19 protein-coding genes and 2 riboswitches are annotated in these 25,303 nt (G+C 58.4%); of the genes, 9 read left to right on the top strand and 10 right to left on the bottom strand.

The window, feature by feature from the left end:
• Positions 1 to 83 precede the first annotated feature (83 nt).
• Together MNODULE_RS11725 and MNODULE_RS11720 are read left to right on the top strand one after the other, a co-directional pair.
• Positions 84 to 257, top strand: a complete 174-nt coding sequence (locus MNODULE_RS11725; RefSeq protein WP_168059978.1) for an SWIB-MDM2 domain-containing protein — start codon at positions 84 to 86, stop codon at positions 255 to 257.
• Positions 258 to 289: 32 nt separating this feature from the next.
• On the top strand, positions 290 to 562 hold the full coding sequence (locus MNODULE_RS11720; protein WP_168059976.1) for a hypothetical protein: 273 nt from the start codon (positions 290 to 292) through the stop codon (positions 560 to 562).
• Between the two features lie 78 nt (positions 563 to 640).
• Here the strand turns inward: MNODULE_RS11720 and MNODULE_RS11715 are convergent, their stop codons facing one another.
• From MNODULE_RS11715 to mpqE, 4 genes are all read right to left on the bottom strand, one after another.
• Positions 641 to 2,170, bottom strand: coding sequence for a HEAT repeat domain-containing protein (locus tag MNODULE_RS11715; RefSeq protein ID WP_168059974.1), 1,530 nt, complete (start codon positions 2,168 to 2,170; stop codon positions 641 to 643).
• Positions 2,171 to 2,174: 4 nt separating this feature from the next.
• A complete protein-coding gene (locus tag MNODULE_RS11710) occupies positions 2,175 to 3,761 on the bottom strand; it encodes a B12-binding domain-containing radical SAM protein (protein ID WP_238339455.1) in 1,587 nt (528 codons plus the stop codon).
• A 164-nt stretch (positions 3,762 to 3,925) separates the two neighbouring features.
• Positions 3,926 to 4,534, bottom strand: a complete 609-nt coding sequence (locus MNODULE_RS11705) for a PEP-CTERM sorting domain-containing protein (RefSeq protein WP_168059972.1) — start codon at positions 4,532 to 4,534, stop codon at positions 3,926 to 3,928.
• A 429-nt stretch (positions 4,535 to 4,963) separates the two neighbouring features.
• Positions 4,964 to 5,683 carry a methyl-plastoquinone biosynthesis methyltransferase MpqE gene (gene mpqE, locus MNODULE_RS11700; RefSeq protein WP_168059970.1) on the bottom strand — a complete coding sequence of 240 codons (720 nt, stop codon included), beginning with the start codon at positions 5,681 to 5,683 and terminating at the stop codon, positions 4,964 to 4,966.
• Between the two features lie 214 nt (positions 5,684 to 5,897).
• Here mpqE and MNODULE_RS11695 point away from each other — a divergent pair, with 214 nt between their 5' ends.
• A complete protein-coding gene (locus MNODULE_RS11695) occupies positions 5,898 to 6,479 on the top strand; it encodes a sigma-70 family RNA polymerase sigma factor (RefSeq protein WP_168059968.1) in 582 nt (193 codons plus the stop codon).
• Positions 6,472 to 7,302, top strand: coding sequence for a zf-HC2 domain-containing protein (locus tag MNODULE_RS11690; RefSeq protein WP_168059966.1), 831 nt, complete (start codon positions 6,472 to 6,474; stop codon positions 7,300 to 7,302). The genes MNODULE_RS11695 and MNODULE_RS11690 overlap by 8 nt, the downstream gene beginning before the upstream one ends.
• A 119-nt stretch (positions 7,303 to 7,421) precedes the next feature.
• Here the strand turns inward: MNODULE_RS11690 and MNODULE_RS11685 are convergent, their stop codons facing one another.
• From MNODULE_RS11685 to MNODULE_RS11670, 4 genes are all read right to left on the bottom strand, one after another.
• Positions 7,422 to 8,474 carry a cytochrome-c peroxidase gene (locus tag MNODULE_RS11685; protein WP_168059964.1) on the bottom strand — a complete coding sequence of 351 codons (1,053 nt, stop codon included), beginning with the start codon at positions 8,472 to 8,474 and terminating at the stop codon, positions 7,422 to 7,424.
• A 147-nt stretch (positions 8,475 to 8,621) separates the two neighbouring features.
• Positions 8,622 to 8,867: a DsrH/TusB family sulfur relay protein gene (locus MNODULE_RS11680; protein WP_168059962.1), complete on the bottom strand. Its 246-nt coding sequence runs from the start codon at positions 8,865 to 8,867 to the stop codon at positions 8,622 to 8,624.
• Positions 8,864 to 9,211, bottom strand: a complete 348-nt coding sequence (locus tag MNODULE_RS11675) for a DsrE family protein (RefSeq protein ID WP_168059960.1) — start codon at positions 9,209 to 9,211, stop codon at positions 8,864 to 8,866. Before MNODULE_RS11675 ends, MNODULE_RS11680 begins: the two co-directional genes overlap by 4 nt.
• Before the next feature lie 3 nt (positions 9,212 to 9,214).
• Positions 9,215 to 9,583, bottom strand: a complete 369-nt coding sequence (locus MNODULE_RS11670) for a DsrE family protein (protein ID WP_168059958.1) — start codon at positions 9,581 to 9,583, stop codon at positions 9,215 to 9,217.
• A 125-nt stretch (positions 9,584 to 9,708) separates the two neighbouring features.
• Here MNODULE_RS11670 and MNODULE_RS11665 point away from each other — a divergent pair, with 125 nt between their 5' ends.
• From MNODULE_RS11665 to MNODULE_RS11650, 4 genes are all read left to right on the top strand, one after another.
• Positions 9,709 to 13,122 carry a M20/M25/M40 family metallo-hydrolase gene (locus MNODULE_RS11665; protein ID WP_168059956.1) on the top strand — a complete coding sequence of 1,138 codons (3,414 nt, stop codon included), beginning with the start codon at positions 9,709 to 9,711 and terminating at the stop codon, positions 13,120 to 13,122.
• A gap of 357 nt (positions 13,123 to 13,479) precedes the next feature.
• Positions 13,480 to 16,299: an excinuclease ABC subunit UvrA gene (uvrA, locus tag MNODULE_RS11660; RefSeq protein ID WP_168059954.1), complete on the top strand. Its 2,820-nt coding sequence runs from the start codon at positions 13,480 to 13,482 to the stop codon at positions 16,297 to 16,299.
• Between the two features lie 147 nt (positions 16,300 to 16,446).
• Positions 16,447 to 18,231 carry a hypothetical protein gene (locus MNODULE_RS11655; protein WP_168059952.1) on the top strand — a complete coding sequence of 595 codons (1,785 nt, stop codon included), beginning with the start codon at positions 16,447 to 16,449 and terminating at the stop codon, positions 18,229 to 18,231.
• Between the two features lie 87 nt (positions 18,232 to 18,318).
• Positions 18,319 to 18,699, top strand: a complete 381-nt coding sequence (locus MNODULE_RS11650; protein ID WP_168059950.1) for a rhodanese-like domain-containing protein — start codon at positions 18,319 to 18,321, stop codon at positions 18,697 to 18,699.
• A gap of 12 nt (positions 18,700 to 18,711) precedes the next feature.
• Here MNODULE_RS11650 and MNODULE_RS11645 read toward each other — a convergent pair whose 3' ends face one another.
• Together MNODULE_RS11645 and MNODULE_RS11640 are read right to left on the bottom strand one after the other, a co-directional pair.
• Positions 18,712 to 19,953: an ATP-grasp domain-containing protein gene (locus MNODULE_RS11645; RefSeq protein WP_168059948.1), complete on the bottom strand. Its 1,242-nt coding sequence runs from the start codon at positions 19,951 to 19,953 to the stop codon at positions 18,712 to 18,714.
• Between the two features lie 141 nt (positions 19,954 to 20,094).
• A complete protein-coding gene (locus tag MNODULE_RS11640; RefSeq protein WP_168059946.1) occupies positions 20,095 to 20,712 on the bottom strand; it encodes a NifU family protein in 618 nt (205 codons plus the stop codon).
• A gap of 398 nt (positions 20,713 to 21,110) precedes the next feature.
• Positions 21,111 to 21,203, top strand: a riboswitch (cyclic di-GMP riboswitch).
• An 82-nt stretch (positions 21,204 to 21,285) separates the two neighbouring features.
• Positions 21,286 to 21,370: riboswitch (cyclic di-GMP riboswitch) on the top strand.
• Positions 21,371 to 21,418: 48 nt separating this feature from the next.
• Here MNODULE_RS11640 and MNODULE_RS11635 point away from each other — a divergent pair.
• A complete protein-coding gene (locus MNODULE_RS11635; protein WP_168059944.1) occupies positions 21,419 to 25,237 on the top strand; it encodes a fibronectin type III domain-containing protein in 3,819 nt (1,272 codons plus the stop codon).
• The last annotated feature ends 66 nt before the right edge of the window (positions 25,238 to 25,303 follow it).

Below are 25,303 nucleotides of genomic sequence, written 5' to 3'. Positions count from 1 at the left end.
TTGGCACGAAGGTTCGTGAAGTGTAATATACAAGTGAACAATCGCTTTTGACCCGTAGCTTAATAACCCAAGGAGGCCATCGAATGGCGACAAAGACGGCAGGAAAGAAGAAAGCGTTCGGCGGGTATTCGGTTAACTTCAACGGCGCGACCGAATCGTTGGAAACGGTTTTCGGGAAAAAGCCGATCAGCCCGGCGGAGATGACGAAGGTCCTCTGGGCCTACGTGAAGAAGAAAAAAATCGGCGGGAAAGACTAAGCAGCGCTTTCCAGGAGAAGAACAGTTGGGGAATGATCCCCTCTGAAAAGAGAAGGGCAAACGACGCGTTGTCTAAAATCAGACGGAGAAGTCCGGAGCGGTGGGAATGGGAGCCCCCCTCGCCGATCGAGATCCATTTTCCTGAAAAGCAGCTTCGTTCGCCGATAACATTGCGGAAGTTCCGCTTTCTTCGGCATCATCGGGTGGAGCCGTTTGTCCTCGACATCACCTGCATGGGAAGAGCGGTCCTCTTCACCTGGACAAGTTTGGCGAAGCGAGACGAAGGGAAAGAGCAGAAGAAATAAGTAGGGATGCAGCAGCGATGAAGGCCGAGCCGGTTTGGGTTCGGCCTTCTTTGTTTAGGAAGTGATCTTTAACTGCGGCTAACCTTTACAGTGCTCCGGAAGAGGCTTCAATTTTGAGATGAGTTTGAAAAGCCAGTTTACAATTGGATATTTGCTTTCTTCGGCAGGTTGGTTTTCAATGTTTTGAATTGCTTCTCTTGCCCTTTCTCGAACCTCTTCAGAAGGATCAGCCTCCGCGACTTCTTTCATTTTCTGAATCGCTTCCGGGGCTCCAATGAAACCCAACGATGACACAGCACCGAATCGGACCATCTCATCTGAGTCCATTAAGACGTCAATCAAGGGTTGTACCGCCACTCGGTCTTTGGGTCGTCCAACCGAAAAGGCAGCAAATCTGCGAACCGATGGATTGGGGTCATACAGTGCTTTGATTACGTGCTCCAATCCGCTCGGAAGACATTCGAGGTTGACACCTCGAACCGCATGTTCTCGTACTTCAGCAGATGGGTCATTTAGGAAACCAAGCAAGATTTTGCTGGAACGTGTTGTATTGACCCCGCCTAACGAGTAAACGGCCGCAGCCCTGACAGAGGGATCTTTTTCATTCTGTACAGCCTTTTCTAGAAATTCGATCGCTGGAGCGCTATACTCTCCGTATGTAAACTGTCCCACACCAACCATGCTTATTTCCCGTACCATCGAATCGGAATCTATTGCTGATTCCATTAAGGCATGTAGAACTTTCTCCGTCCACCGCCCCATTAGGGGCCACGCTCCTAGCGATTGAGCGGCTGCGGCACGAACGGTGGAATCGTTGTCTTTAAGTGCCCAGATCAAGGCGTTTAAAGCTTCCGGTTTATCGGCCCAGGCCAAACGCAATGCCGCGGAGACACGTTCGATCCGGTTGCCCTCTTGGAGGAGTTTTATCTGAGGTGCGGCTTCTCTTTGCTTGAAGGTTACTTTGTTCTTGGGTGCCGGTTTCAATTCGGACCGATACGCTTCCATTACCTTTTCTAAAGGCTCGCCGGTTAGAAGCTTGATGGAAATTTTGACAGAAGACTCCCACTCTGGATGGGACAGCAGGAATTCTAAGATCGGTTTAATTGCTCTTTTGTCGTTCGACTCCCCCAGAGCGATTAACGAATCATAAACGATCTTGCTATAAGGGTCATAGAGCCGATCGAGGAAAGCATCAACAAAACGCGAGTCGTTAGGCCGAGCTGCCTGAAAAACGGCAGAGTCTCGTATTCCCACGTCTTCATCTACCATATCATCAAGTAGTAGGTCTCTCGGTGTTCCGTAGGGGAAGGGAGCACGCCGCACGATCCAGATATCATCGTGGGCCGCCGCTCTCAGAACTTCTGCCACCTTCGGATCTTCATACCAGGTGTTGAGTTGATTGACTGCTTCAAGACGAACGTAAGGATCGGGATCTTTGGCGAGCCGGGATAACTCCTCAAAAATGATTGGATCAATATTTTTGTTTTCTGGTTTAAAGAGGGAGGATACGGTTTCGGTCTTCGAGGGACCCTCATCGAAAGCGAATCCGCCTTGCGTCAGCAGCAAAGCCAGTCCGATCGACAAAGAGATCACTCTGGAAGAGCGCATCGCTTTACTCTCTAGAGGTGACCGGCTGAATGCCTCGGGCCTTCAACTCCGCCTCCAAATTCAGCAGCGCGGCGCGGCCGGTGTTTCCTTCGAAGATGTTGGCGAGGGAGTCGTCGGCGTAGGCGATGTTCCGCTTGGCGAAGGGGTCGGTCGGGGTTCGTTTTTGATTCTCCCACGCCTTGAGACAGGCGCGGGTGATGATCTTTCCGAGCGGCGGCGGGTTGTAGAGGAGCTTTTTGATCATCAGCGGGTTCATCGAAAAGGGGTTGTAGTTGCGCGGCAGATACCCTTCTTCCACCAGACGGTCGGCGAGGCCGGTGTGCGGCTGGATGCCGAGGAAGAAAAGCGCCGGATAAACCTGGGACTCCCCCATGATCTCGACGATCTTTTTGTAAGAAGCGACGCTTTCCATCAGCGTCTCCTCGGTGTCGCCGGGGGAGTTCAACGAGTAGTTCAAGATGATCTTTCCGGTAAAGCCGGCCTCCTTCAAATGGCGGCATCCCTCATAGAGCTTGTCGAGCCGGAATCCCATCTTTAACTCATCGAGCACCTTCTGCGAGCCGGAGGTGATCGCCACCTCGGTATCGCCGAGGCCCGATCGCACCATCAACTCCGCCAGCTCCTTCGTGATCAGGCTGGTTCGAATATAGGCTCCCCACTCGATCTTCATTCCGCTTGAGATGATCCGCTCCAGGGTCTCGGTGCAGTGGGAATAATATTTCGATCCGGGGATCCACTGCGCGTCGGCGAACCAGAAGCGGCGCGTTCCCCAGCGGTCGTAGAAGGCCTTCATCTCGGCGACGACGTTCTCCGCAGGACGCGTGTAAACCCGCTTCCCCTCGATGTAGGTATAGAGGCAGAACTGGCAGTCGTAGGGGCAGCCGCGTTTGGTTTGGATGCCGATCGGCTCGTCGATGTAGGCCTTGTACTGCGGGAAGATCGATTCGATATAGGCGGGATCTTGAACGGAGCTGTCGAGCTTCACGACCTCTTTCTGCGTTCCGGTGATGATCTGGTCTCCCTTCCGGAAGATGCAGCGGTCGTTCATGATCGTCTTCTCTTCATAGAGGTTGAGCAGGGCATCTTCCCCCTCGCCGATGATCCCGACAATCCCCTCCGGCAGCCGCCGGATGATCGGCTCGGAGAAGACGGAGAAAGCGCCCCCGCCGACGGTCATCTGCACCTGCGGGAACTCGCGGCGGACCTGCTCCAAATAGGTGAAGTGCTCCCGCAGGTTGCTGTAGTAGATCCAGAGGTGCCTCAGTCCCTGAACCGAGGCGACGAGCTTTTTGATCGGGTTCATCGAATAGTAGAAGTCGAAGGCATATTTGAGCGAGCCGTCCCCCTCATGCGGGGCGAAGAGCTGGATGTCTCTCCATGAAAAAGCGATCAGGTCCGGTTTAAAGTCGGAAATTGTTTCCCGGAGGGCGGCATGCCGCTGCGGGCGGGTGATTTGGGAGAGATCGAGAATCCGCTGCGGCGCTTCCGGATGGTGCTGATGAAGAAAGTGGGCCAGGTAGGTGACGCCGAGGGGATAGACTTTTTTACAGGGAAGAAAAACGTAGAGAACCGATTTGGGGCGAGGCATCATTGGGCTCCGTGTTGGAGCAAAGATAACATAGTCGAAAACGGAACGGCAAGGTTTTGTTCAGGGCCGATATGAACGATCTAATGAATAGAGTCGGGCGTGCGGCAAAAAAGAAACCCCGCGCAGCGGCGGGGTTTCCGATCAAACAATGAAATATTTGAGGCTTGTTAGCGGAGCAGACGGCGGCGCATCAAGCCGAGACCGACGAGGCCCATGCCGAGCAGGCCCAGGGTCGCCGGCTCGGGGACCTGGGCGGTGCCCCTGTTTCCATATACCGAAAGGTGGGAAAGGTCCCGGGTCGGCATGTTCCAATCGCCGCTGAGATCGCCCTCGTCAACCAGATAGACGGTCCAGTAAATTCCGTCGGCGGGGGCCCCGGCCTTCCCATCCTTCACGACGATAACGATTTGACCGTACGTTCCCCAGGGATCGTTGGTGAAGGTCCAGGTTCCTTCGGTCGTTCCGGTGTCGGGATTGACGATCAACCCGAGGTCGAACGCGCCGGTGGACAGATCTCCAGGTGTATCCTGTTTCTGAAGAAATTCCCATGTGTTGATGCCGAAATAGTTTCCTCCGTTGAGATCGGTCACCTGATCGTTTTTATCCTGGGACGGTCCGTCGATGCAGGGATAGCTCCCGTCGTTCACCCCGTTCAGACTGCCGTCGACATATCCGATGCTGCATGGAAACGCATCGGCATTCCCTCGCAGAACGAGCAAAAGAATGATCGCCATCGCGGAGTGGGTAGAAATTTTCCTGAAGATTGATCTGTGCAAGGCCCCTCCTGAGTTTAATTCGGCAGGTCATCTTACCGAAAGCAATTCGCATAGATCATACAAAATCCAGGCCGGTAAAGAGAGGGTGTTTGTAATCTCGATATTGAGTTATATCTTATTGAATTAATTATTATTTTTTGTGCGCTTCCACGGGGGCCGCAAGGGGTGGCGCTCCGTATCGGAAAGCGGTTGTCAAGAAATCCGGCGCCCTATCCGCCGGTGATCGTGTTCAATGATGCGACGCGCCGAGGAACGCGGTGCCGTGCCTTAATTAAGAGGTTGAACTAAAAGGGTTATTTCAATGGGGGCAAGGCCGATACGGGGTTGATTCCGATTTGAGTCTGATGGTCCGCCGGTGTAAAGTGTAAAGTTTTCCGGCAGTCCTCCTTCGTCGGCATGCAATGCGGCCGTCGTTCGCCCGGAGCGAGGCTACTTCCGTCCGGTGTGAATCGCCACAATGCCGCCGGTGAGATTTTCATAGGCGACCTGTTGAAACCCGGCACTCTCCATCCGCTTCTTCAATCCTTCCTGGTCCGGGAATTTTCGAATTGAGTCCGGAAGATAGGTGTAGACGCCGGTGTGGTCTTTGGCGACCCAGGTGCCGATTTTGGGGAGGAGGGTGAAGGAGTAGAAGTCGTACAGTTTGCGAAGGGCCGGGCCCGGCGGCGTCGAGAATTCCAGGCAGACCATCCGGCCGCCCGGTTTCAGGACCCGGTGGATCTCGCGTAAGGCCTGGTCGAGGTCCGAGACGTTTCGCATGCAGAAGCCGGTGAGGACCGCATCGACCGATCGATCGGGGAGGGGGAGCCGCTCGGCGTTGCCGAGGCTGCAGGCGGTTTGGCGGAGCCGCCGGGCGGAAAGTTTCCGCCGGCCGATTTGGAGCATCGGCTCGTTCAGGTCGATCGCGATGACCGATCCCTTTTCGCCGACCGCGTGAGCGGCGAGGATCGAAAGGTCGGCGGTGCCGGCGCCGACATCGGCGACCCGCTCTCCGGTCTGCAGAGAGGCGATCTGGATGGTTCGGACCTTCCACCGGTGGTGAAGGCCGAAGGAGAGAAGGGTATTGTTCAGATCGTAAAAGCGGGCGATCGAGGAAAACATCTTCTGGACCGTCTTCTCTTTATCGGAACCTGTCGCCGTCGAAGCCATATCGCCCTCTTGAAGTCTGCCAATGGGTAACATTCGGTTCCCACTCTTGTCAAGCCGGAAATATCCCGACCGCAGCGGTTCCCTCCCTCCGGGCTGTTCATCGCCCCGCGTCTCGGTTAAAATAAAGCGTTTCCGCCGACCGGATTCGAAATGACATGGAATAAAACAGCCCGCCCGGCGGTTTAGGGTTTAGGGAGGAAGGGCGCCGCATCATATGAAGAACAAAGATCCGCGGGAATTCGAAGAGACCACTTTACCCTTTCTCGATTCGCTCTATCGCTACGCCGCTCTTTTGACCGGCGATCGGGACCAGGCGGAGGATCTGGTGCAGGAGACCTATCTGCGCGCCTGCCGCTTCTTCGACCGGTATGAAAGGGGGACCCACTGCAAGGCGTGGCTGATGACGATCCTGCGGAACATTTTCATCAATCAGTATCATCAACGGTCGCGGGAGGTATTGGTCTCGGAGTTCGATGAGCCGGGCGACTTTGAGCCGCTCTCTCCGCCGGGGGTATCGCGGGAAGACGGCTCCCTCAAAAGCCGGATCGCGAGGCATGACCTCAAGAAGGCGCTGGAGGCCCTTCCGGCCCACCTTCGGGAGGTGGTTCTTTTGAAAGACGCGGAGGGGTTTGACTACAAAGAGATCGGCCGCCTGATCGGCGTCCCGCTGGGGACGGTGATGTCCCGTCTCTTTCGGGCGAGAAATCAGCTGAAGCGACATTTGAAGGATTATGAGAGCGGGCCTTTTTCGGTGACCGACCGGCCCGGCGTCTCGGGAGGAGAGCGCGATGTATGATTGCCAAACCATGACGAAGCTCCTCTATCCCTACCTGGATAACGAGCTCGATGTGAAAGAGGCGCTTCGGGTGCAGATCCATCTCGACGAGTGCGCCCCTTGCCGCGGCCGCTTCGAAAAAGAGCGCTCCTTTCTGGAAGAACTGCGGGGGGGAATCCCGGCCGAGCCCGCTCCGGCGTCGCTCCGCGGGCGGATTCGGGAGGAGATCGCCGATGAGGTTCCCGCGGGGGAGGCCCGTTTCCGATGGGGATCGCGCTTCGGCGCCGGCTGGGGCTCCGCCGTGCGGGTCGCCTCTCTCCTGGCGGTTTTCTTCCTCTTCGGCGCGGGGGGATTCTTCTTGTTTTCAAAACCGGCGGAGCATCCCGAGGCGTTGACTTGGGTCGATCTGGCGGTCGAGGCCCATGCGGCGGTGGTTGCGGATCAGAAGGGATTGGACGTGCGGGAGAGCGATCCGGCCGCCCTCTCGGCCTGGTTTGAGGGAAAGGTCGATGTCCCCTTTACCTTGCCGGCAGGGAGCGGTTCGATCGAAATGATCGGGGGGAGGATTGAGCAGGTCGGCGCCCTTCGGGTGCCGCTGATCGTTTTCCGAACGGAAGGGGGGCTCTCCTCCTTGCTTCTGGGGCCGGCTCAGCCGATGGCGGTCGGCGACAAGGCGGCCGAGCGGGGAACGCTTTCCTTCTACACCCTTCGCCATCACGGCTACGACGTGATCGCCTGGAGCGACGCCAACGTCAGCTATCTTCTGGTGGCGGACCAGCTTCGCGCGGCGAAGGAGGGATGCCTCCTCTGCCATGCCGATGAACCGGACCGAAACTTGATGTAAAAGACGCCCGAGTTAACCGATAAATAGAAAGGGGGCCTTTCGGCCCCCTTTCTATTTTCAGATCTGATGTAGGGGCGATCCTTGTGATCGCCCCCTTTTCCCTTATCTTAGATTCGCCCCTACTGTGGAAACTCCTCCGGCGCTTTTACATGCTGCCATCCTTCGCCGTTGAGCGCTCTCAAGAAGGCGACCAGGTCCTTCCGCTCCTGCGCGGTCAATTCGAGCGGAAGGATCAGCTCGCTCAGGAACGGATTTTTGATTCCTCCCTGATTATAGAAGTCAACCACCTCCTCCAGGGTGCCGAACCGGCCGTCGTGCATATAGGGGGCGGTGTTCGCGATCTCCCGGAGGGTCGGTGTCTTGAACGCCCCGATCTCGCTCGTGTTCTTCGTCACCATATACCGGCCGAGGTCGACGTTCCCGGTGTCCCAGCCGAGGCCGAGGTTGTGGAATTTCTCGTCGGTGAAGTTGAAACCGGAGTGGCATTTGGTGCAGCGGGCTTTGTTGCGAAAGAGGACCAGCCCCCGCTTGGCTGAATCGGAGATGGCGTTTTCGTCTTCGCCGTAGTCGTACCGGTCGGCCGGGCTGTTTCCGGAGATCAGCGTCCGCTGGAAGCTCGCGATCGCCTTCCCGACCCCGTCCATCGTGATATCGGTTCCGAAAACTTTTTTGAAAAGCGTCCGGTAGCCTTCGATCTTTTTCATCTTGGCGAGCATCTGGTCATAGTCGGCGAAACCGTGCTCGATCGGGTTGGTGAAGGGGCCGATCGACTGCGCTTCGAGCGTCGCCGCCCGTCCGTCCCAGAACTGGATCTGGCTGAAGGCGCGGTTGATCGCGGTCGGGGCGCTCCGTCCCCCCAGTTGGCGGCGGATGCCGGCGGAGACCGGCTGCCCGTCGGTGAAGGCGAGCGCCGGCATGTGGCAGGTGGCGCAGGCGATGCTGTTGTCCCCCGAGAGGCGTTTGTCGAAGAAGAGAAGCCGTCCCAGCTCGATCTTCTCCGGCGTCATCGGATTATCGGCGGGGACCTGGAAAGACGCCTCATCGAGTCCCAACAGGATGGCGGGGCGGGCCTCTTTTTTGGAAGGTTCGGCGGCCGCGGTGATTTGAATGAGGAAAAAAGCGGCGAAGGCCACCACCGCCCAGATCCCTAACGACCTTTTTTGATGATTCATATTTCTCCTCTCCTGGTTGATCGGTTTTGGGAATTTTTCCGGTTTCTACCGATTAAAACAGTCGGGCGCCGATTTTTATTCCGGGAAAAAACGATTTTTCTTAAAATTACATTCGGAAAGGCTCGGACATTCGGCGGATGCGGAAGGCTACCAGGTGATGACCCGGTCGTATTCGACGATGAGCCGGGCGATATCGTTGTAGTCGACCGGACGGAAAGAGCGGTCAATCCCCCGGGCGTCCAGGTCCTCGCGGCAAGCATACGTTTCCACTGGAAAGACCCCCTTTGTCAGGACCGCGTCCTGAATCAGGAGGACCGCCGCCCGCGGGTCGCTTTGGATCGCTTCGAGCGCGATCGGTTCGCTCGTCTTTCTGAGAATGTGGAGTGTCTTCATCGAAACGGAATCACCACCTCCGCGGCTGAGACGAGTTGAAATGCCTCTTGATGCGAGATCCGTTTGACCCCTTCCGAAAGTGATTGCACCCCGCGGTCCGCCAGCGCCCCCGCTTCGGCATAGAGTTGAACGCGGACCTTCGGGAAGTATTCAAGATAGGTCTGGATCGACGGCTGTCCGATCGTTTCCGCCCGGAGCGGGAGGAGGTTGAAGACCCCATCTCCCATCAACAGGAGCGACACCTCATTGTCGGCGAGGGAAAGCCCCATCGTCATCCGAAACCCCTCGCTGCTCCGAATCGTATTGAATGGGCCGTCTTGAATGAGGACGAGGACTTTCTTCATTGCTCAGGCTCCAAAGGACATAAAACGATCCGATCCTGCGACGATCCGGGAGAGCGCATGCTGCGAGAGCCAGCCGATCCCGGAAACCGCATCGGCCTCGAAGATCCCCCGCCCCTCCGCCGACTGCGTGCAAAGGGAGACGGCCAATCCCGCCTTTATCAGCTTTTCAAGATGCGCGGAGGGGCTGTTCGGCGAATCGATCCGGACGATATTGTAGATCCCATCGTCCATCAAAAAGAGAGAAACCCGGTGTCCCGCGGCGAGCAGCGCCTCGATCAACCGAAAAACGGTGTGGCTGTTCTGATGCTCCGGGCTGGTCGTCAACAAGAACCCGATTGCCAGCGGACGTTTTTCGGTGGATTGGTTTTCCATAGGCGATGTAGAAAAAGTTCTATCACGGAGAGGGGGGGAAGTCAACGCAGCGCCCCCCTTTAAACATCTTGACATAAATCAAATGAAATCCTTTAATGTTGGAAGGACTCCCTTGGAGACATTCAATGAAACACCGTGGATACCGCATCTTTGCTTTACTTGTCCTGATCCTATTCCCTGCCTCCCTCCACGCCCAGGTCCACCACGAAATCAAAATCACCCTCCATCCCGAAGCGCACAGGATCGAGGTCGAGGATCGGATCACTCTGCCGGAGGCGCGGACCCCTTCCGGCGCTGAAATTCCCTTTCTCCTTCACGAAGGCCTCGCCCCCGGCTCCCCCACGCCGGGGGTCGAAATCGTCCGGGCCGAGAAACCGTCCGAAGAGATGCTCGGCGTCGACTTGGAGGCGCTCGGCATGAAGCTGCCGCTGGATGAGTACCGCGTCACCCTCCCCGCCGGGAAGCGGGAGTTCGTCCTGAAATATCAGGGGGCCATCGACCATCCCGAAGAAGAAGGAGAGGAATACGCCCGAAGCTTCGGCGAGACACCGGGGGCCCTTTCCCCCGAGGGGGTTTATCTGGCCGCATCGACCTTTTGGTATCCCTGGTTCGACGGCGGCCGGGTGACCTTCGCGGTCGAGGCGCAGTCGCCTCAAGGGTGGGAGGCGATCAGCCAGGGGGAGCGGACCGAACATGAACGGAGCGAAAGCGGGACCACGGTCCGCTGGGAGTCCCCCGAGCCGCAGGAGGAGATTTTTCTCGTCGGCGGGCCGCTGACCGAGTACCGCAAAGCCGGTCCGGTCGAAGCGATGGCGTTTCTGAGAAAGCCCGATCCGGAGTTGGCCGAGAAATATCTCGGCGTCACGGGGCAGTATATCGAGATGTACCAAAAGCTGATCGGCCCCTACCCCTACAAGAAGTTCGCGCTGGTCGAGAACTACTGGGAGACCGGCTACGGAATGCCGTCGTTCACGCTGCTCGGCTCGCAGGTGATCCGCCTGCCGTTCATTCTCCACTCTTCTTATCCGCACGAAGTCCTCCACAACTGGTGGGGGAACGGCGTCTACGTTGAATTCACTGGCGGCAACTGGAGCGAGGGGTTGACCGCTTACCTGGCCGATCATCTGATCTCGGAGCAGCGGGGGAAGGGGGCGGAGGCGCGTCGGGCGTCGCTTCAAAAGTATGCCGATTATGTCGCGGAGGGAAAAGATTTTCCGCTCACCGCCTTCCGCGGGCGTCACAGCCCGGCGAGCGAAGCGGTCGGCTACGGCAAGACGCTGATGTTCTTCCACATGCTCCGCCGGCAACTCGGTGACGACCTCTTCGTCCGGTCGCTTCAACAGTTTTATCGCGACCACCGGTTCAAGCGGGCCGGGTTCGCCGACCTGCAGCGGGCCTTCTCCGCCGTCTCCGGCAAAGATCTTCAGGCCAAGTTCGACCAGTGGGTGACCCGGAGCGGCGCGCCGGCCCTCCGTGTCGGCGAGACGACGGCAACGGAGGAGGAGAACGGTTTTCTCCTGACCGTCGCGTTGGAGCAGATCCAGACCGGTCCGGCTTATCGACTGCGCGTTCCGATCGCCGTCACCCTGGAGGGGCAAGAGAGGGTCCATTCGATCACTGTCGACATGGACGCGAAGCGGCAGACCTTCTCGCTCTCACTGCCGGCCCGGCCGCTTCGATTCGACATCGATCCGGAGTTCGACCTCTTCCGGCGGCTCGATCGGAACGAAATTCCCCCCGCTCTCTCATTTGCCTTCGGCGCGGAGAAGGGATTGATGATCCTCCCGTCGTCGGAGTCGAAAGCGCTGCTTGAAGAGTATCGCCGATTGGCCGAGGCCTGGAGTAAGACACAGTCGACGGAGATCGAAATCAAGCTCGACAGCGAGGTGGAGACCCTTCCCGCCGACCGGGCGGTCTGGATCCTCGGCTGGAACAACCGATTTAAAATGACGATGATCGGCGCCCTCGCCGATTACCATCTGGAGTTCAGCGGCGTCCTACCGAAAGGAGGGGCCGACGTCGAGCGCTCCAGCTTGAAGGTCAACAACGTCACCATCCCCATCCGAAATCATAGCCTCGTCTTCACCACGCGGCATCCGGCCAATCCGGCGAGATCGCTCTCCTGGATCGCGACCGACCGGCCCGACGCCCTTCCGGGCCTGGCGCGAAAGCTTCCCCACTACGGCCCTTACAGTTATCTCGCCTTCGAGGGGGAGGAGCCGACCAACGTGGTCAAGGGGCAGTGGCCGGTGATCCACTCCCCGATGACCCTCTATCCCCTGAACAACCGGGGAGAGCGGGTTGAAATCGACCGCGCGACTCTCCCCCCCCGGCAGGCGCTGGCGACCCTTCCCGCCGTTTTCTCCGATGCGAGGATGATGGAGGATATCCGGTTCCTTTCCGCGGAGACGTTGCGGGGCCGCGGGTTTGGGAGCCCGGAGCTCGATCAGGCGGCGGAGTACATCGCCGGCCAATTCCGTAAAGCAGCTCTTTCGCCGGGGGGCGATTCGGAGGGAAACTATTTCCAGAGCTGGAAAGAGCGAGGGGGGGATCCGGAGCAAGAGACCACGTTGAAGAATGTCATCGGCATCCTTCCCGGGAGCAGGCCGGAGTGGGCCGGTCAGAGTGTTGTGGTCGGAGCGCATTACGACCACCTCGGAGAGGGGTGGCCCGACGTCCACCAAGGGGATAAAGGAAAGGTCCACCCCGGCGCCGACGACAACGCGAGCGGCGTGGCGATTCTGCTGGAACTGGCGCGGGTCTTGGCAAAGGAGAAACCGCCCGAGCGGACGGTGATCTTCGTCGCCTTCTCCGGCGAGGAAGCGGGACGCCGGGGGTCGAAGCGCTTCGTCGCCCATTCCAAAAACTTCCCGCCAGAGAAGATGATGGGGATGGTGAATCTCGATACGGTCGGCCGGCTCGGACAAAATAAGCTCCTTGTCTTCGGGACCGGTTCGGCCGAAGAGTGGATTCATCTCTTCAACGGGGTCGGTTTTGTCACCGGGGTGCCGATTCAGTCGGCTCAGAAAGATCTCGGGACGAGCGACCAGGTCAGCTTCGCCGATGCCGGCGTCCCGGCGGTCCAGCTCAACAGCGGTCCGAATCTCGATTACCATCGTCCCTCCGACACCGCCGACAAGATCGATCAGGCGGGCTTGATCAAGATCGCCTCCGTTCTCAAGGAGGCAGTCGCCTATCTCGCCGCCCGGCCGGAGCCGCTCACCTCTCTCCTCCCGCAGCGGCGCGCCGGGGAGGCGCCAGCCCCCGCTCCCGGAAGAAGGGTCAGCCTCGGGACGATCCCCGACTTCGGTGATCAGGGAAAAGGGATCTTGCTGGAAGGGATCGTCCCCGGCTCCCCCGCCGACCAAGCGGGGCTTCAAAAGGGGGACCGGATCGTCCGGATCGGCGCCGTCCCGGTGACGAACCTCCGCGATTTTTCCGAATTCCTCAAGACGCTCCATCCGGGAGATCGGATCTCCATTTTCTTCCTTCGCGACGGAAAAGAGGAGATCGCCGAAGCAACCGTGAAAGAAAGATAGGGGGGGCGCGGAGCCGGTCGATTCCGGCGCTGGCCCAATGCGATCGGTCCGTTTGGGATCGGACTCCCTGCAGATTGGCCTGGAATGCGCGTGTGAGGACGCGCATTTCAGGCACCCTGTCTCGCAACTCTTACAACGCTGTGCCGGCGCCTCCATCGATCGGCTCCGCTGGGAGGGAGAGAAAAAGATAGAGATAAAGATAAAGATAAAGATAATGAAGTGATCTCCTTTCCCCGATTCCTCATTCCAAATGGCCCTACCCTCGTTGACCTGACCAGAACTGCGTGATAAAATCGCTGGTTCGAATCATTCAATGTAGGGGCGAATCTTGTGTTTCGCCCTCTTTAATAGGATTTTATGAAAGACCAAAAAATCGTCATCAAAGGGGCGCGGGAGCACAACCTCAAGAACATCGATCTGGAGATTCCGCGAGATCGGTTCGTCGTGATCACGGGGCTCTCCGGGTCGGGGAAGTCATCGCTGGCGTTTGACACGATCTATGCCGAGGGGCAGCGGCGCTACGTCGAGTCGCTTTCGGCTTATGCCCGGCAGTTTTTGGAGCAGATGGACAAGCCCGACGTCGATACGATCGAAGGGCTCTCTCCGGCGATTTCGATCGAGCAGAAGACGACCAGCAAAAACCCCCGCTCCACCGTCGGGACGGTCACGGAGATCTACGACTACTTCCGTCTCCTCTATGCCCGGATCGGCCGCCCTTTCTGCTACAAGTGCGGCAAGGAGATCACCGCCCAGACGATCCAGCAGATGGTCGACACCGTCATGCAATTTCCAAAAGGGGAGAAGATTCAGATCCTCGCGCCGATCGTCCGGGGCCGGAAAGGGGAGTATAAAAAAGAGCTCCTCGCGATCCGGCAGAAGGGTTTTGTTCGGGTCCGAGTAGACGGGAAGATGATCGATCTCTCGCAAGAGGAGCACCCGATCCAGGACAAAAACAAGAAGCATACGATCGAAGTGGTGGTCGACCGGCTGATCGTCAAAGAAGGGCTCGAGCGGCGGCTTGCCGACTCCCTGGAACTCGCGGCCAAGATGGGGGAGGGGATCGTCTTCCTCCTCAAAGAGAAGGAAGAGATCCTCTTCTCCGAGCACCTTGCCTGCGTCGATTGCGGGGTGAGCTACCCGGAGATCGAGCCGCGGATCTTCTCGTTCAACTCCCCGCATGGGGCCTGTTCCTCCTGCGACGGGCTCGGGACCACGCTCGATATCGACCCCAACCGGGTCATTCCGAACAAGCAGCTCTCCATCCGCGAAGGGGCGATCCGTCCCTGGGAGCGGCGCAGCTCGATGTTTTATTATCAAATGCTCGAAGCGCTCGCCGAGCATTACAACTTCGACCTGCGCGCCCCCTTCCAGGAGCTGGCCCCGGAGCATCAAAAAATCCTCCTCTACGGGTCGGGCACGGACGAGATCCGCTTCTACTATGAAAAAGACGGCCGCCGCGAATTCTTCCGCCGGCCGTTCGAGGGGGTGATCCGGAACCTGGAGCGCCGTTATAAGGAGACCGACTCTTCCTACATCCGGGCCGAAATCGAAGAGTTCATGGGGATGAACCCCTGCCCCGCCTGCAAAGGAAACCGCCTCAAGCCGGAGAGCCTCGCCATCAAGATCGGCGCCAAGTCGATCGCCGAGATCACGAAGTTCTCCATCCAGGAGGCGCTTCAATTCATCCTCGATCTGCAGCTGACCGAAAAGGAGCGGGTCATCGCCCAACGGATCTTGAAGGAGATCCGGGACCGGCTTGGGTTTCTCGCCAATGTGGGTGTCGAATACCTCACCCTCGATCGGGCGGCGGGGACCCTCTCCGGCGGGGAGGGGCAGCGGATTCGCCTTGCGACGCAGATCGGCTCGTCGCTCGTCGGCGTCCTCTACATCCTCGACGAGCCGAGCATCGGCCTGCACCAGCGGGACAACGTCCGGCTGCTGAACACCCTTCGCCGCCTTCGCGACCTGGGGAATACCGTGCTGGTCGTCGAGCATGACCAGGAGACGATCGAGACGGCCGATTGGGTGATCGACATGGGCCCCGCCGCCGGAATTCATGGCGGGGAGGTCATCGCGCAGGGGACGCCGAAGGAGATCCTCGATCATCCCCGCTCCCTCACCGGGAAGTATCTCTCCGGGGAGCGGTCGATTTCGTTGCCGCCGCGCCGCCGGGAGGCGAAGGGGTTTTTGAAAATCAAGGGAGCGACCGAGAATAATCTCAAGAACATCGAGGTCGAGATTCCGTTAGGGCTCCTCACCTGCGTGACCGGCGTTTCCGGGTCGGGCAAATCGACGTTGGTCTTGGAGGTTCTTTACAAAAACCTGGCGCAGAAGATCTACCGGAGCAGCGAGCGGCCGGGGAGCTGCCGCGGAATCGACGGGATGGATCAGATCGACAAGGTGATCCATATCGATCAGTCGCCGATCGGGCGGACCCCCCGTTCGAACCCGGCCACCTACACCGGCGTTTTCACTTTCGTCCGCGACCTTTTCACGCAGCTTCCCGAGTCGCGGATGCGCGGCTATAAGTCGGGACGTTACTCGTTCAACGTCAAAGGGGGCCGCTGCGAGGCCTGCCAGGGGGACGGGGTGATCAAGATCGAGATGCACTTCCTTCCCGATATTTACGTGACCTGCGAAGTCTGCAGCGGGAAGCGGTACAACCGGGAGACCCTCGACATCCTCTACAGGGGGAAGAGCATCGCAGATGTCCTCGACATGACGGTCGAGGGGGCCTTGGATTTTTTCCAGGCGATCCCCTCGGTCAAGAGCAAGCTTCTCACCCTCCAGGAGGTCGGCCTCGGCTATGTCAAGCTGGGGCAATCGGCGACGACCCTCTCCGGCGGGGAGGCGCAGCGGGTGAAACTCTCCAAGGAGCTCTCCAAACGTCCCACCGGAAAGACCCTTTATATCCTCGACGAGCCGACCACCGGCCTTCACTTCGCCGACATCCAACGGCTGCTCGATGTGCTCAACCGCTTTGCCGAATCGGGGAATACGGTCGTCGTCATCGAGCATAATCTCGATGTCATTCGAAACGCCGATTGGGTCATCGACCTCGGCCCGGAGGGGGGAACGGGGGGCGGGGAGGTCGTTGCGACCGGGGTTCCCGAGAAGGTGGCCCAGGTAGAACAGTCTTATACGGGACAATTTCTACGGAAGATGCTGAAATCATAGAATATCGGTGAAGAATCAGAGGGAAAGAGGGGAGACGGCGGCGCCGTGCCCCTCTTTTTTTGTCAAGAATTTCTTGAATTCAGACCCGGAGATGGGTTATAAAAGACAATTGCAAGCTTTTTCATTTACATTCTACGGGGGGATCGGATGGCGACAGAGTTGGAAGCAAAGTTGGACCCGGCGAAGACGCCGGATGCGGTGCGGCAATCGACCGTGGAAAAACTCGTTTACAGCACCACGGCGCCGGACCCGAAGATCGGATTGATTCTGATACCGATCGTTCAAAAGGAGCCGGTCGAGTGGATTCAGAAACTCGAAATGCGGCTCCTCAAACGGCTTCCATTCGACCCTGAGACGATCGGCTCGATCGCCGCCCTTCTCTCGGCCCCTCAAAAAGAGATCCGCCTGGAGACGGCGATCCTGCTGAGAAACATGATCATCCAGCTTGTAACGGAGAAGAAAAAAGAGGAGCGGAAGCTCTTTGAAGAAAAACTTCGCGAGATGCTGGCGGCGCGGCTGCGGGCCGAAGGAGACGGCCACAATCCGGTCTGGATCGAGCTGTACAAGACGTTGAGTTATTTCTCCCACAGTGATGCGACCAATGCCGTTCTCATCGAGATGCTCCCGAAGGGGGGGGAGGAGGCGCTTCTTTTCTTCGCGCAGTATATCCAGGGAAAATATCCCCCGGCGGGCCTCGATACCCTCCTGGCCGGCGCGGTCACGTCCAAAGCGGATGACACGGTCATCCACACCATGCGGGCCCTGATCCAGACACTCCCGAAAGAGGGGCCCGCGATCGGCTATCCGAGCACAGAGGCGGTCATCCGCGCCCTGCTGGTCGGGCTGAAGAATCGGAGCGAAAATATCCGGAAAGAGGCGGCGATCGCCCTTGCTTCCCGGGCCAAGGTGGCTCGGAAGGAGAAGAAGTCGATTCCGCTCGAGGATGAGGTTTGGGAGGCGCTCTTCAATCTCTATCAGACGCGGCTTCCCTCCACCACCGCCCTCGACAAAGACCAGGCGAGAGAGGGGCTCCGCCATCTTCCGACCAACGCCGCCCGGCTCGCGAAGCTCTTCGAATTGATGTATCGGGTCCAGGACGAGCTTCAAAAGCAGAACGTCGTCGGGCTGATCGGAACCTTCAAGACTCCGGAAACCCGCGCCGAGCTGATCAAGATGGTGAAGGTCAATTTCACCGGGCTCCGTCTGGAGGCGCAGAAGACGACGATCGACGCCCTCTCCGGTTTTGTCCCCGACGAGGAGGTCGAGGCGGAGATGGAGAAGCTCCTCGAAGGGAAGGGGCTCCATGCCGACGTCCAGGCAAAACTGGCCGATAAACTTTTTTCCGAAATCCCGAGCCTCAAGCCCCGATTACTCCGTTGGCTTCGCCTCGACGACAAAAGCAAGCGGCCGGTGTTGGAGCGGTTTGATCTTCCGATGATGCATATCAAAGTCATCGAATCGGCGAAGAAGCTGCCGGGGGACGATGATATTTTCAAGAAGCTGCGGGATTTGGCCCCCCTTCTGATGATGAACGATGCGAAGGTGAAACTCCATGAGACTCTTCGAGAGTTCCCGCAAGCGGAAAGCGCCCTGCCGGAACCGCAGATCCTTCCGGCCGACCAGGTGGCGAAAACGCTCATTGCGCTGATCGAGCCGTTGAACAGCGCCCGGATCGTCTTCGACGGTTTTGCCCTTCCGGCTGAGTTCGGCGGGAGCAAGGAGTTGGAGTTCGGGAACTTTCAGCAGGCGAAGGCGCAAGGGCTCGGAATCGGCGCGGCGCAGATGGGGAAGGACTTTGTGAAGAAGATGATCGAAGATCTCTTCGCGGGGGACCTCGGCGATGTCGTCCCCGCGGGGGCGAAATTCAAGCTCACGCAGGAAGGGGACGGCCTCTTCACCCTGGCGGTCGCGGCGGCTCCTGCGAAACATTAAGATTGGTCAAACTCGATTTAGTAAAGGGGGCTCCAGAGATGAAGCCCTTTTTATTAATGGAGCCCCTTTATTAAAGGAGTCATGTATATGGCGCACCATCCCGGTTTTCTCAAGCTGGTCGAGGAGGCCAAAAAACGGATTAAAGAGTGCACGGTCGCGGAGGTGAAGGCGAGGTTGGAAGAGGGAAGGCCGGTTCACTTCATCGATGTCCGGGAGGACCATGAATGGGGGAAGGATCGCGCGGCCGGAGCAAGGCACCTGGGGCGGGGAATTTTGGAGCGGGATATCGAGGGGTTGATCCCCGATAAGAAGGCAGAGATCGTCGTCTACTGCGGGGGAGGGTATCGGTCGGCCCTGGCGGCCGACAACCTGCAGAAGATGGGATATACGAATGTGGTGTCGATGGACGGGGGGATCAAAGCGTGGCGAGCGGCGGGGTATCCGATGGAGCAGGGGGATGCCTCCTGACGGCCGGCGCCGTTACTTAAACGGGACAATCTCAAATTTCAGCTTCCGGTGGGCGTCTCGGAGGGCGGCTTCGACCTGTTCAGCTTGAGGGGCGCGGGCAAAGATAAATCCGAGGTAGCGTCTCCCTTCCGGAAGGGGGATCACCTTCTGTTTGCGGTGGATCGTGATCTTCACATCGACGATCCCCGGCACCTTTTTCGCCTCTTCGACCCCTTGATAATTGAGCAACGTTCCCGAGGCCGGGATCGGGATCATCATCACCCCGGCTGCGGGGCGCTCCCGCTCGAGCGATTCGATCGGCATGCCGAGGGCATGGCGAAGGATGATCTCTTCCAAGGTGAGGCCGACGCCGAATCGAAGCGCGCGGGAGCAGATCCCGCCGATCGATCGGGCGGCCAATTCGATGATCCAGGGGCCTCTCTCATTGACCCGAAGCTCGGCATGAATCGGCCCCTCCTTCAGCCCGAGCGCCGCCGCGGCCCGGCCGGTGCATTCGGTGATCGCCTCTTGCATCGAGGGGGGGAGGCGCGAGGGGGTCACATAAATCGTCTCCTCGAAGAAAGGCCCATCGAGCGGGTCGGGCTTATCGAAGAGCGCCAGGGCCGAAAGATGTCCCTCCCGGAGCAGTCCTTCCAGCGCGACCTCTTTTCCCGGTATAAAATCCTCGACCAAAATCTGTTTGGCGGCATCGCCGCCGAGGCGCTTTACCTCCGGCTCTTTTAGAATGCGGCTCAACCAATAAAAAGCGGCGACAAACTCATCGGGATGATTCGCCCGGATCACGCCGCGGCTGGCGGAGAGAAAGGTCGGCTTCAAGACGCAAGGATAAAAGACCTTTTGCGAAAGGACCTCCGGCGGATCGTCGGTCGAGAAGAGCTGGAACGGAGGGGTCGGGAGCGAGGCGGCGGTCAAGACCTCGCGGAGGCGATGTTTGTCCTTTGCGGCGGCGGTCGCCGAGACGGGGTTGTGGGGGAGCGAGAGCGCTTCCGAGATCGTTGCGGCCAGAACGATCGACTCTTCATCGGCCGACACAACAGCATCGATCGGATGATCCTTGGCGAAGTCGACCACTTTTTCGGCGGCCCCTTTTAAATCGGCGAAATCGAGGGTGATCGTTTTTCCGGGAACGACCGATTCGAGGGCCTGTCGCTCATTCGAGCCGACGACGACCGCCACGCCGAGGCGCTCCGCGGCAATGAGAAAGTCGGCCGCGCGATACGACGTGCTCGGGAGGAGGAGAAGAAGCCGTTTCATGGAACCCTCCGAAAAATGAGGGGAGAGCTTGGAAACGGATGATGGTTGATTGTGCGATGCCCCGGCTTGGTTCGGCCGAAACGGGTGCTCCGACCCGGGCCGTTCATTTTCGATGGGCTGGAACGGTGGAAGGGGGATTGGTTATTTTCCGGGGGTGTAATAAGGATTGGTTCCGCCGGCATGATCGGTGACATCGACGACATCTTTTATTTCGGGAATCGCTTTCTTGATCGCGACGACGACCCCCTGTTTGAGCGTCACATTGGACATCCCGCAACCCTGGCAGCCCCCTCCCAGCCGGATGTAGGCGATCTCCTCCTTCACATCGACCAAGGTGATATACCCTCCGTGCGCGGCCACCCCCGGATTGATCTCGGTATCGATGACCTGTTGGACCGCTTTCGCCTGGGGGCTCTCCAAGTTGGGGGGTGTCGCCGGCGTCGCCGGTTTCGATTCGATGACCTTGGGATTATCGACCTTAAAGCCGGTCTGCTGGAGGCCGGTGATGAAGTCGATCTTCACATCTTCGAGAAGGTTCGCATGGCGCGACTCCATGAATAACTTAATTCCATCGACTTCGACCACCGTGTCGTTCAACTCTTTCTTCCCCTGCTCGACGAAGGCAAGGGCATACTCGGGGCTCGGCGACATCGACTTGACCACCAGCCGGAGTCCCTCGATCTTTTTCCCATGATTGGTTTCTTGATCTTGCTTCAGGACGGCGATTCTCTTCCTTGCAATCTCGGTTATCTGGATCATTTTTGGATCGATCTCCTTCTTGGCGTTCCTAAGAAGCCTCAATTGATTATTAGGCCGATCATACCATAGTTCGGACCCCTTTTACACCCCCAAAATGCGTCTACGAAACAGGCGATCAGAGCGCGCCCGGGCGCGCTCGCCTACTTCAAGATCGAAGAAAAATGAATGGCCGCTACGGAAAAGCGCGTGGAAGGAAATAAGAGAAGTTGTGCTTCGTTTCGGCGAACGCGCATGATTCGGAGAGAGCACAATGTCAACCCGCTGAAATTCCGAGATAACATTTCTTGTGATCTGGAATACACACTTCCTCACGTAAGGTCACTGTCCGATTGACAGTGAATAAGTCGGATGATATAAACTGCGACATCATAACAAGGCAATTGAAATATTCGTTCATCCTTTGCTCAGAGCAAACTCTCCGAAAGGAGAGGGCGCAGAGCAACGGGGCTAAAGAAGAGACGCTCCTCTTCCATGCCCGCCGAGCCGCCAAGGGAATCCCGTTGGCGGCTTTTTTATTTGCGATTGCGTGTGATCGCGGGGATGATCGAATGAGCGGTCCTGTTTCAATCTGACCTTTGCTCAGAGCAAACCCATCGAAAGGTGGGGACGCAGAGCAACGGGGCTAAAGCCGAAAGGCCATGTCCGCCGAGCCGCCAAAGGATTTTCTATTTGGCGGCTTTTTTATTTGGAAAAAAGGAGGTCCATCGTGAGTGACGCTAAGAAGGTTGGCCTGATCTTTGGTGTCTTCATTTTTTCTTTTCTCTTTTTTAGCATGACCGTTTTTGCCGGGGATGCCACGCTGACCTGGAGCGCGAACGCCGAGTCGGATCTGGCCGGATATCGCGTCTATTTCGGGACCGCCTCACGGACGTATGGACCTTCGATCAATGTCGGCAAGACGACATCGTATACCCTGACCGGTCTTGCGAACCAAACCTATTTTTTTGCTGTGACGGCCTATGATACCGCAGGAAATGAAAGCAGCTTCTCTGCCGAAGTGACGAAGACGCTCACGACGCCCGATACATTGGCCCCGGTGATCTCCAGCATCAACGCGGGGAGCGTCACCGGCAACAGCGCGGTGATTACATGGGGAACCAACGAGCCGACCGATACACAGATACAGTATGGGACCACCACGGCTTATGGCTCTTCCACCGCGCGGGTGGCAACCCTGGTGACGGTTCATAGCCAAACCTTGACCGGTCTGCAGCCTCAAACGCTCTATCACTACCGTGTGTTGAGCCGGGATGCCGCAGGAAACCTCGCAACCTCGTTGGACAATACTTTCACTACCGCCGCGCCCCTTCCTCCGCCCACATCCACGCCGACGACGGTGAGATTGAGTCCGGCGGCCGACACGTTCATCAATATCAACACGTCGGTGTACAATACGTCGACGACGTTAAACACCTACACCTTTCCTGCAAACCAGACAGCCAATGCGGTGTTGATGAAATTTGCATTAAGCAGTCTTCCGGCCGGGGTGGTGATTCAGAGCGCGACGCTGAATCTCTCTCTGGTGGAGAGTGATGCGACCGCAGATGCCACCTACAGTGTTGCCGTGCACAAGCTGATCAATCGGAATCCCGATCTGACCCTGGCCACCGGTATGACGTATGACGGGACCAACGCGTGGACGGCGAATAGCTGCTGCCGCAATAATTATCCGTTGGCGCAGGCGGACATCTCGGCGGCCTATGACACGGAGTTGATCAACAAGACGCTGGGGAACAAGGTGTGGGACATCACCGCGATGGTGCGGGAGTGGATGAGCAGTCCTTCGAGCAACTTCGGGCTGCTGGTGAACTCCGATGCCAGCAAAGGGGCCGATCGCTACCGCTTCTTCGCCAGCATGGAGCACCCGACCGCCACTCTTCGGCCGTATTTGAGCATCACTTATTCAGCATCCACTGCGGATACGTCGGCGCCGACGGCGCCGACGGGCCTGACGGCGACGGCCGCTTCCTCCAGTCAGATCAACCTTTCTTGGAATGCGTCCACCGATAACGTCGGTGTAACCGGTTATCGAATCTATCGCAACGGCACCCAGGTGGGGACGACGACCTTGCGGAATTACTCGAATGCCGGTTTAGCGGCCGACACGGCCTACAGCTACACCGTCGCAGCGTACGATGAGGCGGGGAACCTGTCGGCCCAGAGCGCCGCGGTGAGTACAAGGACGCTGCCGCCACCGGACACAACCGCGCCGGTGATTTCGGGAATCGTGGCGGGGAGTATCACTGCCAACGGGGCCCTGATCAGTTGGACCACCAATGAGCCGGCCGACACCCAGGTGGAGTATGGAACGACCACGGCCTATGGCGCCTCCACCGCCATCGTCTCCACCCTGCTCACGGCGCATTCCCAGATCCTGACCGGACTGAATCCCGCCACCACTTATCAATATCGGGTAAAGAGTAAAGATGCTGCCGGTAACTTGGCGACCTCCGGAAATGGGACTTTTACGACCGTTGCCCTGCCCGATACAACGGCGCCCTCCATCCCCGGGAATCTGTTGGCTTCTGTGCTTTCAGCGGTCCAGATCAATCTGACCTGGAATGCCTCGACCGACAATGTCGGGGTGGCCGGCTATCGGGTGTATCGAAACGGGGTCCAGGTCGGAACGACCACCAGCCGGACCTATTCAGATACCGGTCTGTTTGCGGCGACGCTATACAGCTACCGGGTGGCCGCCTACGATGCGGCGGGGAATGTCTCGGCGCAGTCTGCCGCGATCAACGCAACGACGCTGGTGTCCAATCCTCCGCCCACATCCACACCGACGACGGTGAGATTGAGTCCGGCGGCCGACACGTTCATCAATATCAACACGTCGGTGTACAATACGTCGACGACGTTAAACACCTACACCTTTCCTGCAAACCAGACAGCCAATGCGGTGTTGATGAAATTTGCATTAAGCAGTCTTCCGGCCGGGGTGGTGATTCAGAGCGCGACGCTGAATCTCTCTCTGGTGGAGAGTGATGCGACCGCAGATGCCACCTACAGTGTTGCCGTGCACAAGCTGATCAATCGGAATCCCGATCTGACCCTGGCCACCGGTATGACGTATGACGGGACCAACGCGTGGACGGCGAATAGCTGCTGCCGCAATAATTATCCGTTGGCGCAGGCGGACATCTCGGCGGCCTATGACACGGAGTTGATCAACAAGACGCTGGGGAACAAGGTGTGGGACATCACCGCGATGGTGCGGGAGTGGATGAGCAGTCCTTCGAGCAACTTCGGGCTGCTGGTGAACTCCGATGCCAGCAAAGGGGCCGATCGCTACCGCTTCTTCGCCAGCATGGAGCATCCGACCGCGACCCTGCGGCCCTATCTGAGCATCACCTATGCGGCGGCCGACACCACCGCGCCGGTGATCTCCGGCATGGCCGCTGGCGGCATCACCAGCAACGGCGCGACGATCACCTGGACCACCAACGAAGCATCCGACACCCAGGTGGAGTATGGAACGACCACGGCCTATGGCGCCTCCACCGCCATCGTCTCCACCCTGCTCACGGCGCACTCCCAGATCCTGACCGGACTGAATCCCGCCACCACCTATCAATATCGGGTAAAGAGTAAAGATGCTGCCGGCAATTTGGCGGCCTCCGGGAATGGGACTTTCACGACCGCTCCGCTGCCGGATACCACGGCCCCTTCCGTTCCGCAGGGACTGCTAGCGAACATTCTCTCGGCGGTCCAGATCAATCTGACCTGGAGCGCTTCGACGGATAATGTCGGGGTGGCCGGTTACCGGGTGTATCGAAACGGGGTTCAGGTCGGAACGACTGCGACCCCCGGCTACTCGGATACCGGTCTGTTGGCGGCGACATTATACAGCTACCGGGTGGCTGCTTATGATGCGGCGGGGAACGTCTCGGCGCAGTCTCCTGCGATCAGTGCAACCACGCTGCTGCTCAATCCGAGTACACAGGTGAGGCTGAATCCGGTTGCCGATACGTTCCTAAACCTCAACAGTACGGTGTATAGTGGGTCGACGACGCTGAACACCTACACCTTTCCTGCAAACCAGACGGCCAATGCGGTGTTGATGAAATTCGCCTTGAGCGGCATTCCCGCCGGAGCGGTGATTCAGAGCGCGACGCTGAATCTCTCTCTGGTGGAGAGTGATGCGACCGCAGATGCCACCTACAGTGTTGCCGTGCACAAGCTGATCAATCGGAATCCCGATCTGACCCTGGCCACCGGTATGACGTATGACGGGACCAACGCGTGGACGGCGAATAGCTGCTGCCGCAATAATTATCCGTTGGCGCAGGCGGACATCTCGGCGGCCTATGACACGGAGTTGATCAACAAGACGCTGGGGAACAAGGTGTGGGACATCACCGCGATGGTGCGGGAGTGGATGAGCAGTCCTTCGAGCAACTTCGGGCTGCTGGTGAACTCCGATGCCAGCAAAGGGGCCGATCGCTACCGCTTCTTCGCCAGCATGGAGCACCCGACCGCCACTCTTCGGCCGTACCTGAGCGTCACCTACACCCTTCCATAGAAGTGAGAAGGTTGCCGCCGCTGTTCAGGGGAGGGCCAGATCCTCTGGAAGAAACGCGCGGCAAGG

Source organism: Candidatus Manganitrophus noduliformans, from assembly GCF_012184425.1.
GTDB lineage: Bacteria > Nitrospirota > Nitrospiria > SBBL01 > Manganitrophaceae > Manganitrophus > Manganitrophus noduliformans.
Note: the sequence above shows the minus strand (reverse complement) of the source record. Positions and strands in the feature narration are given on the sequence as shown.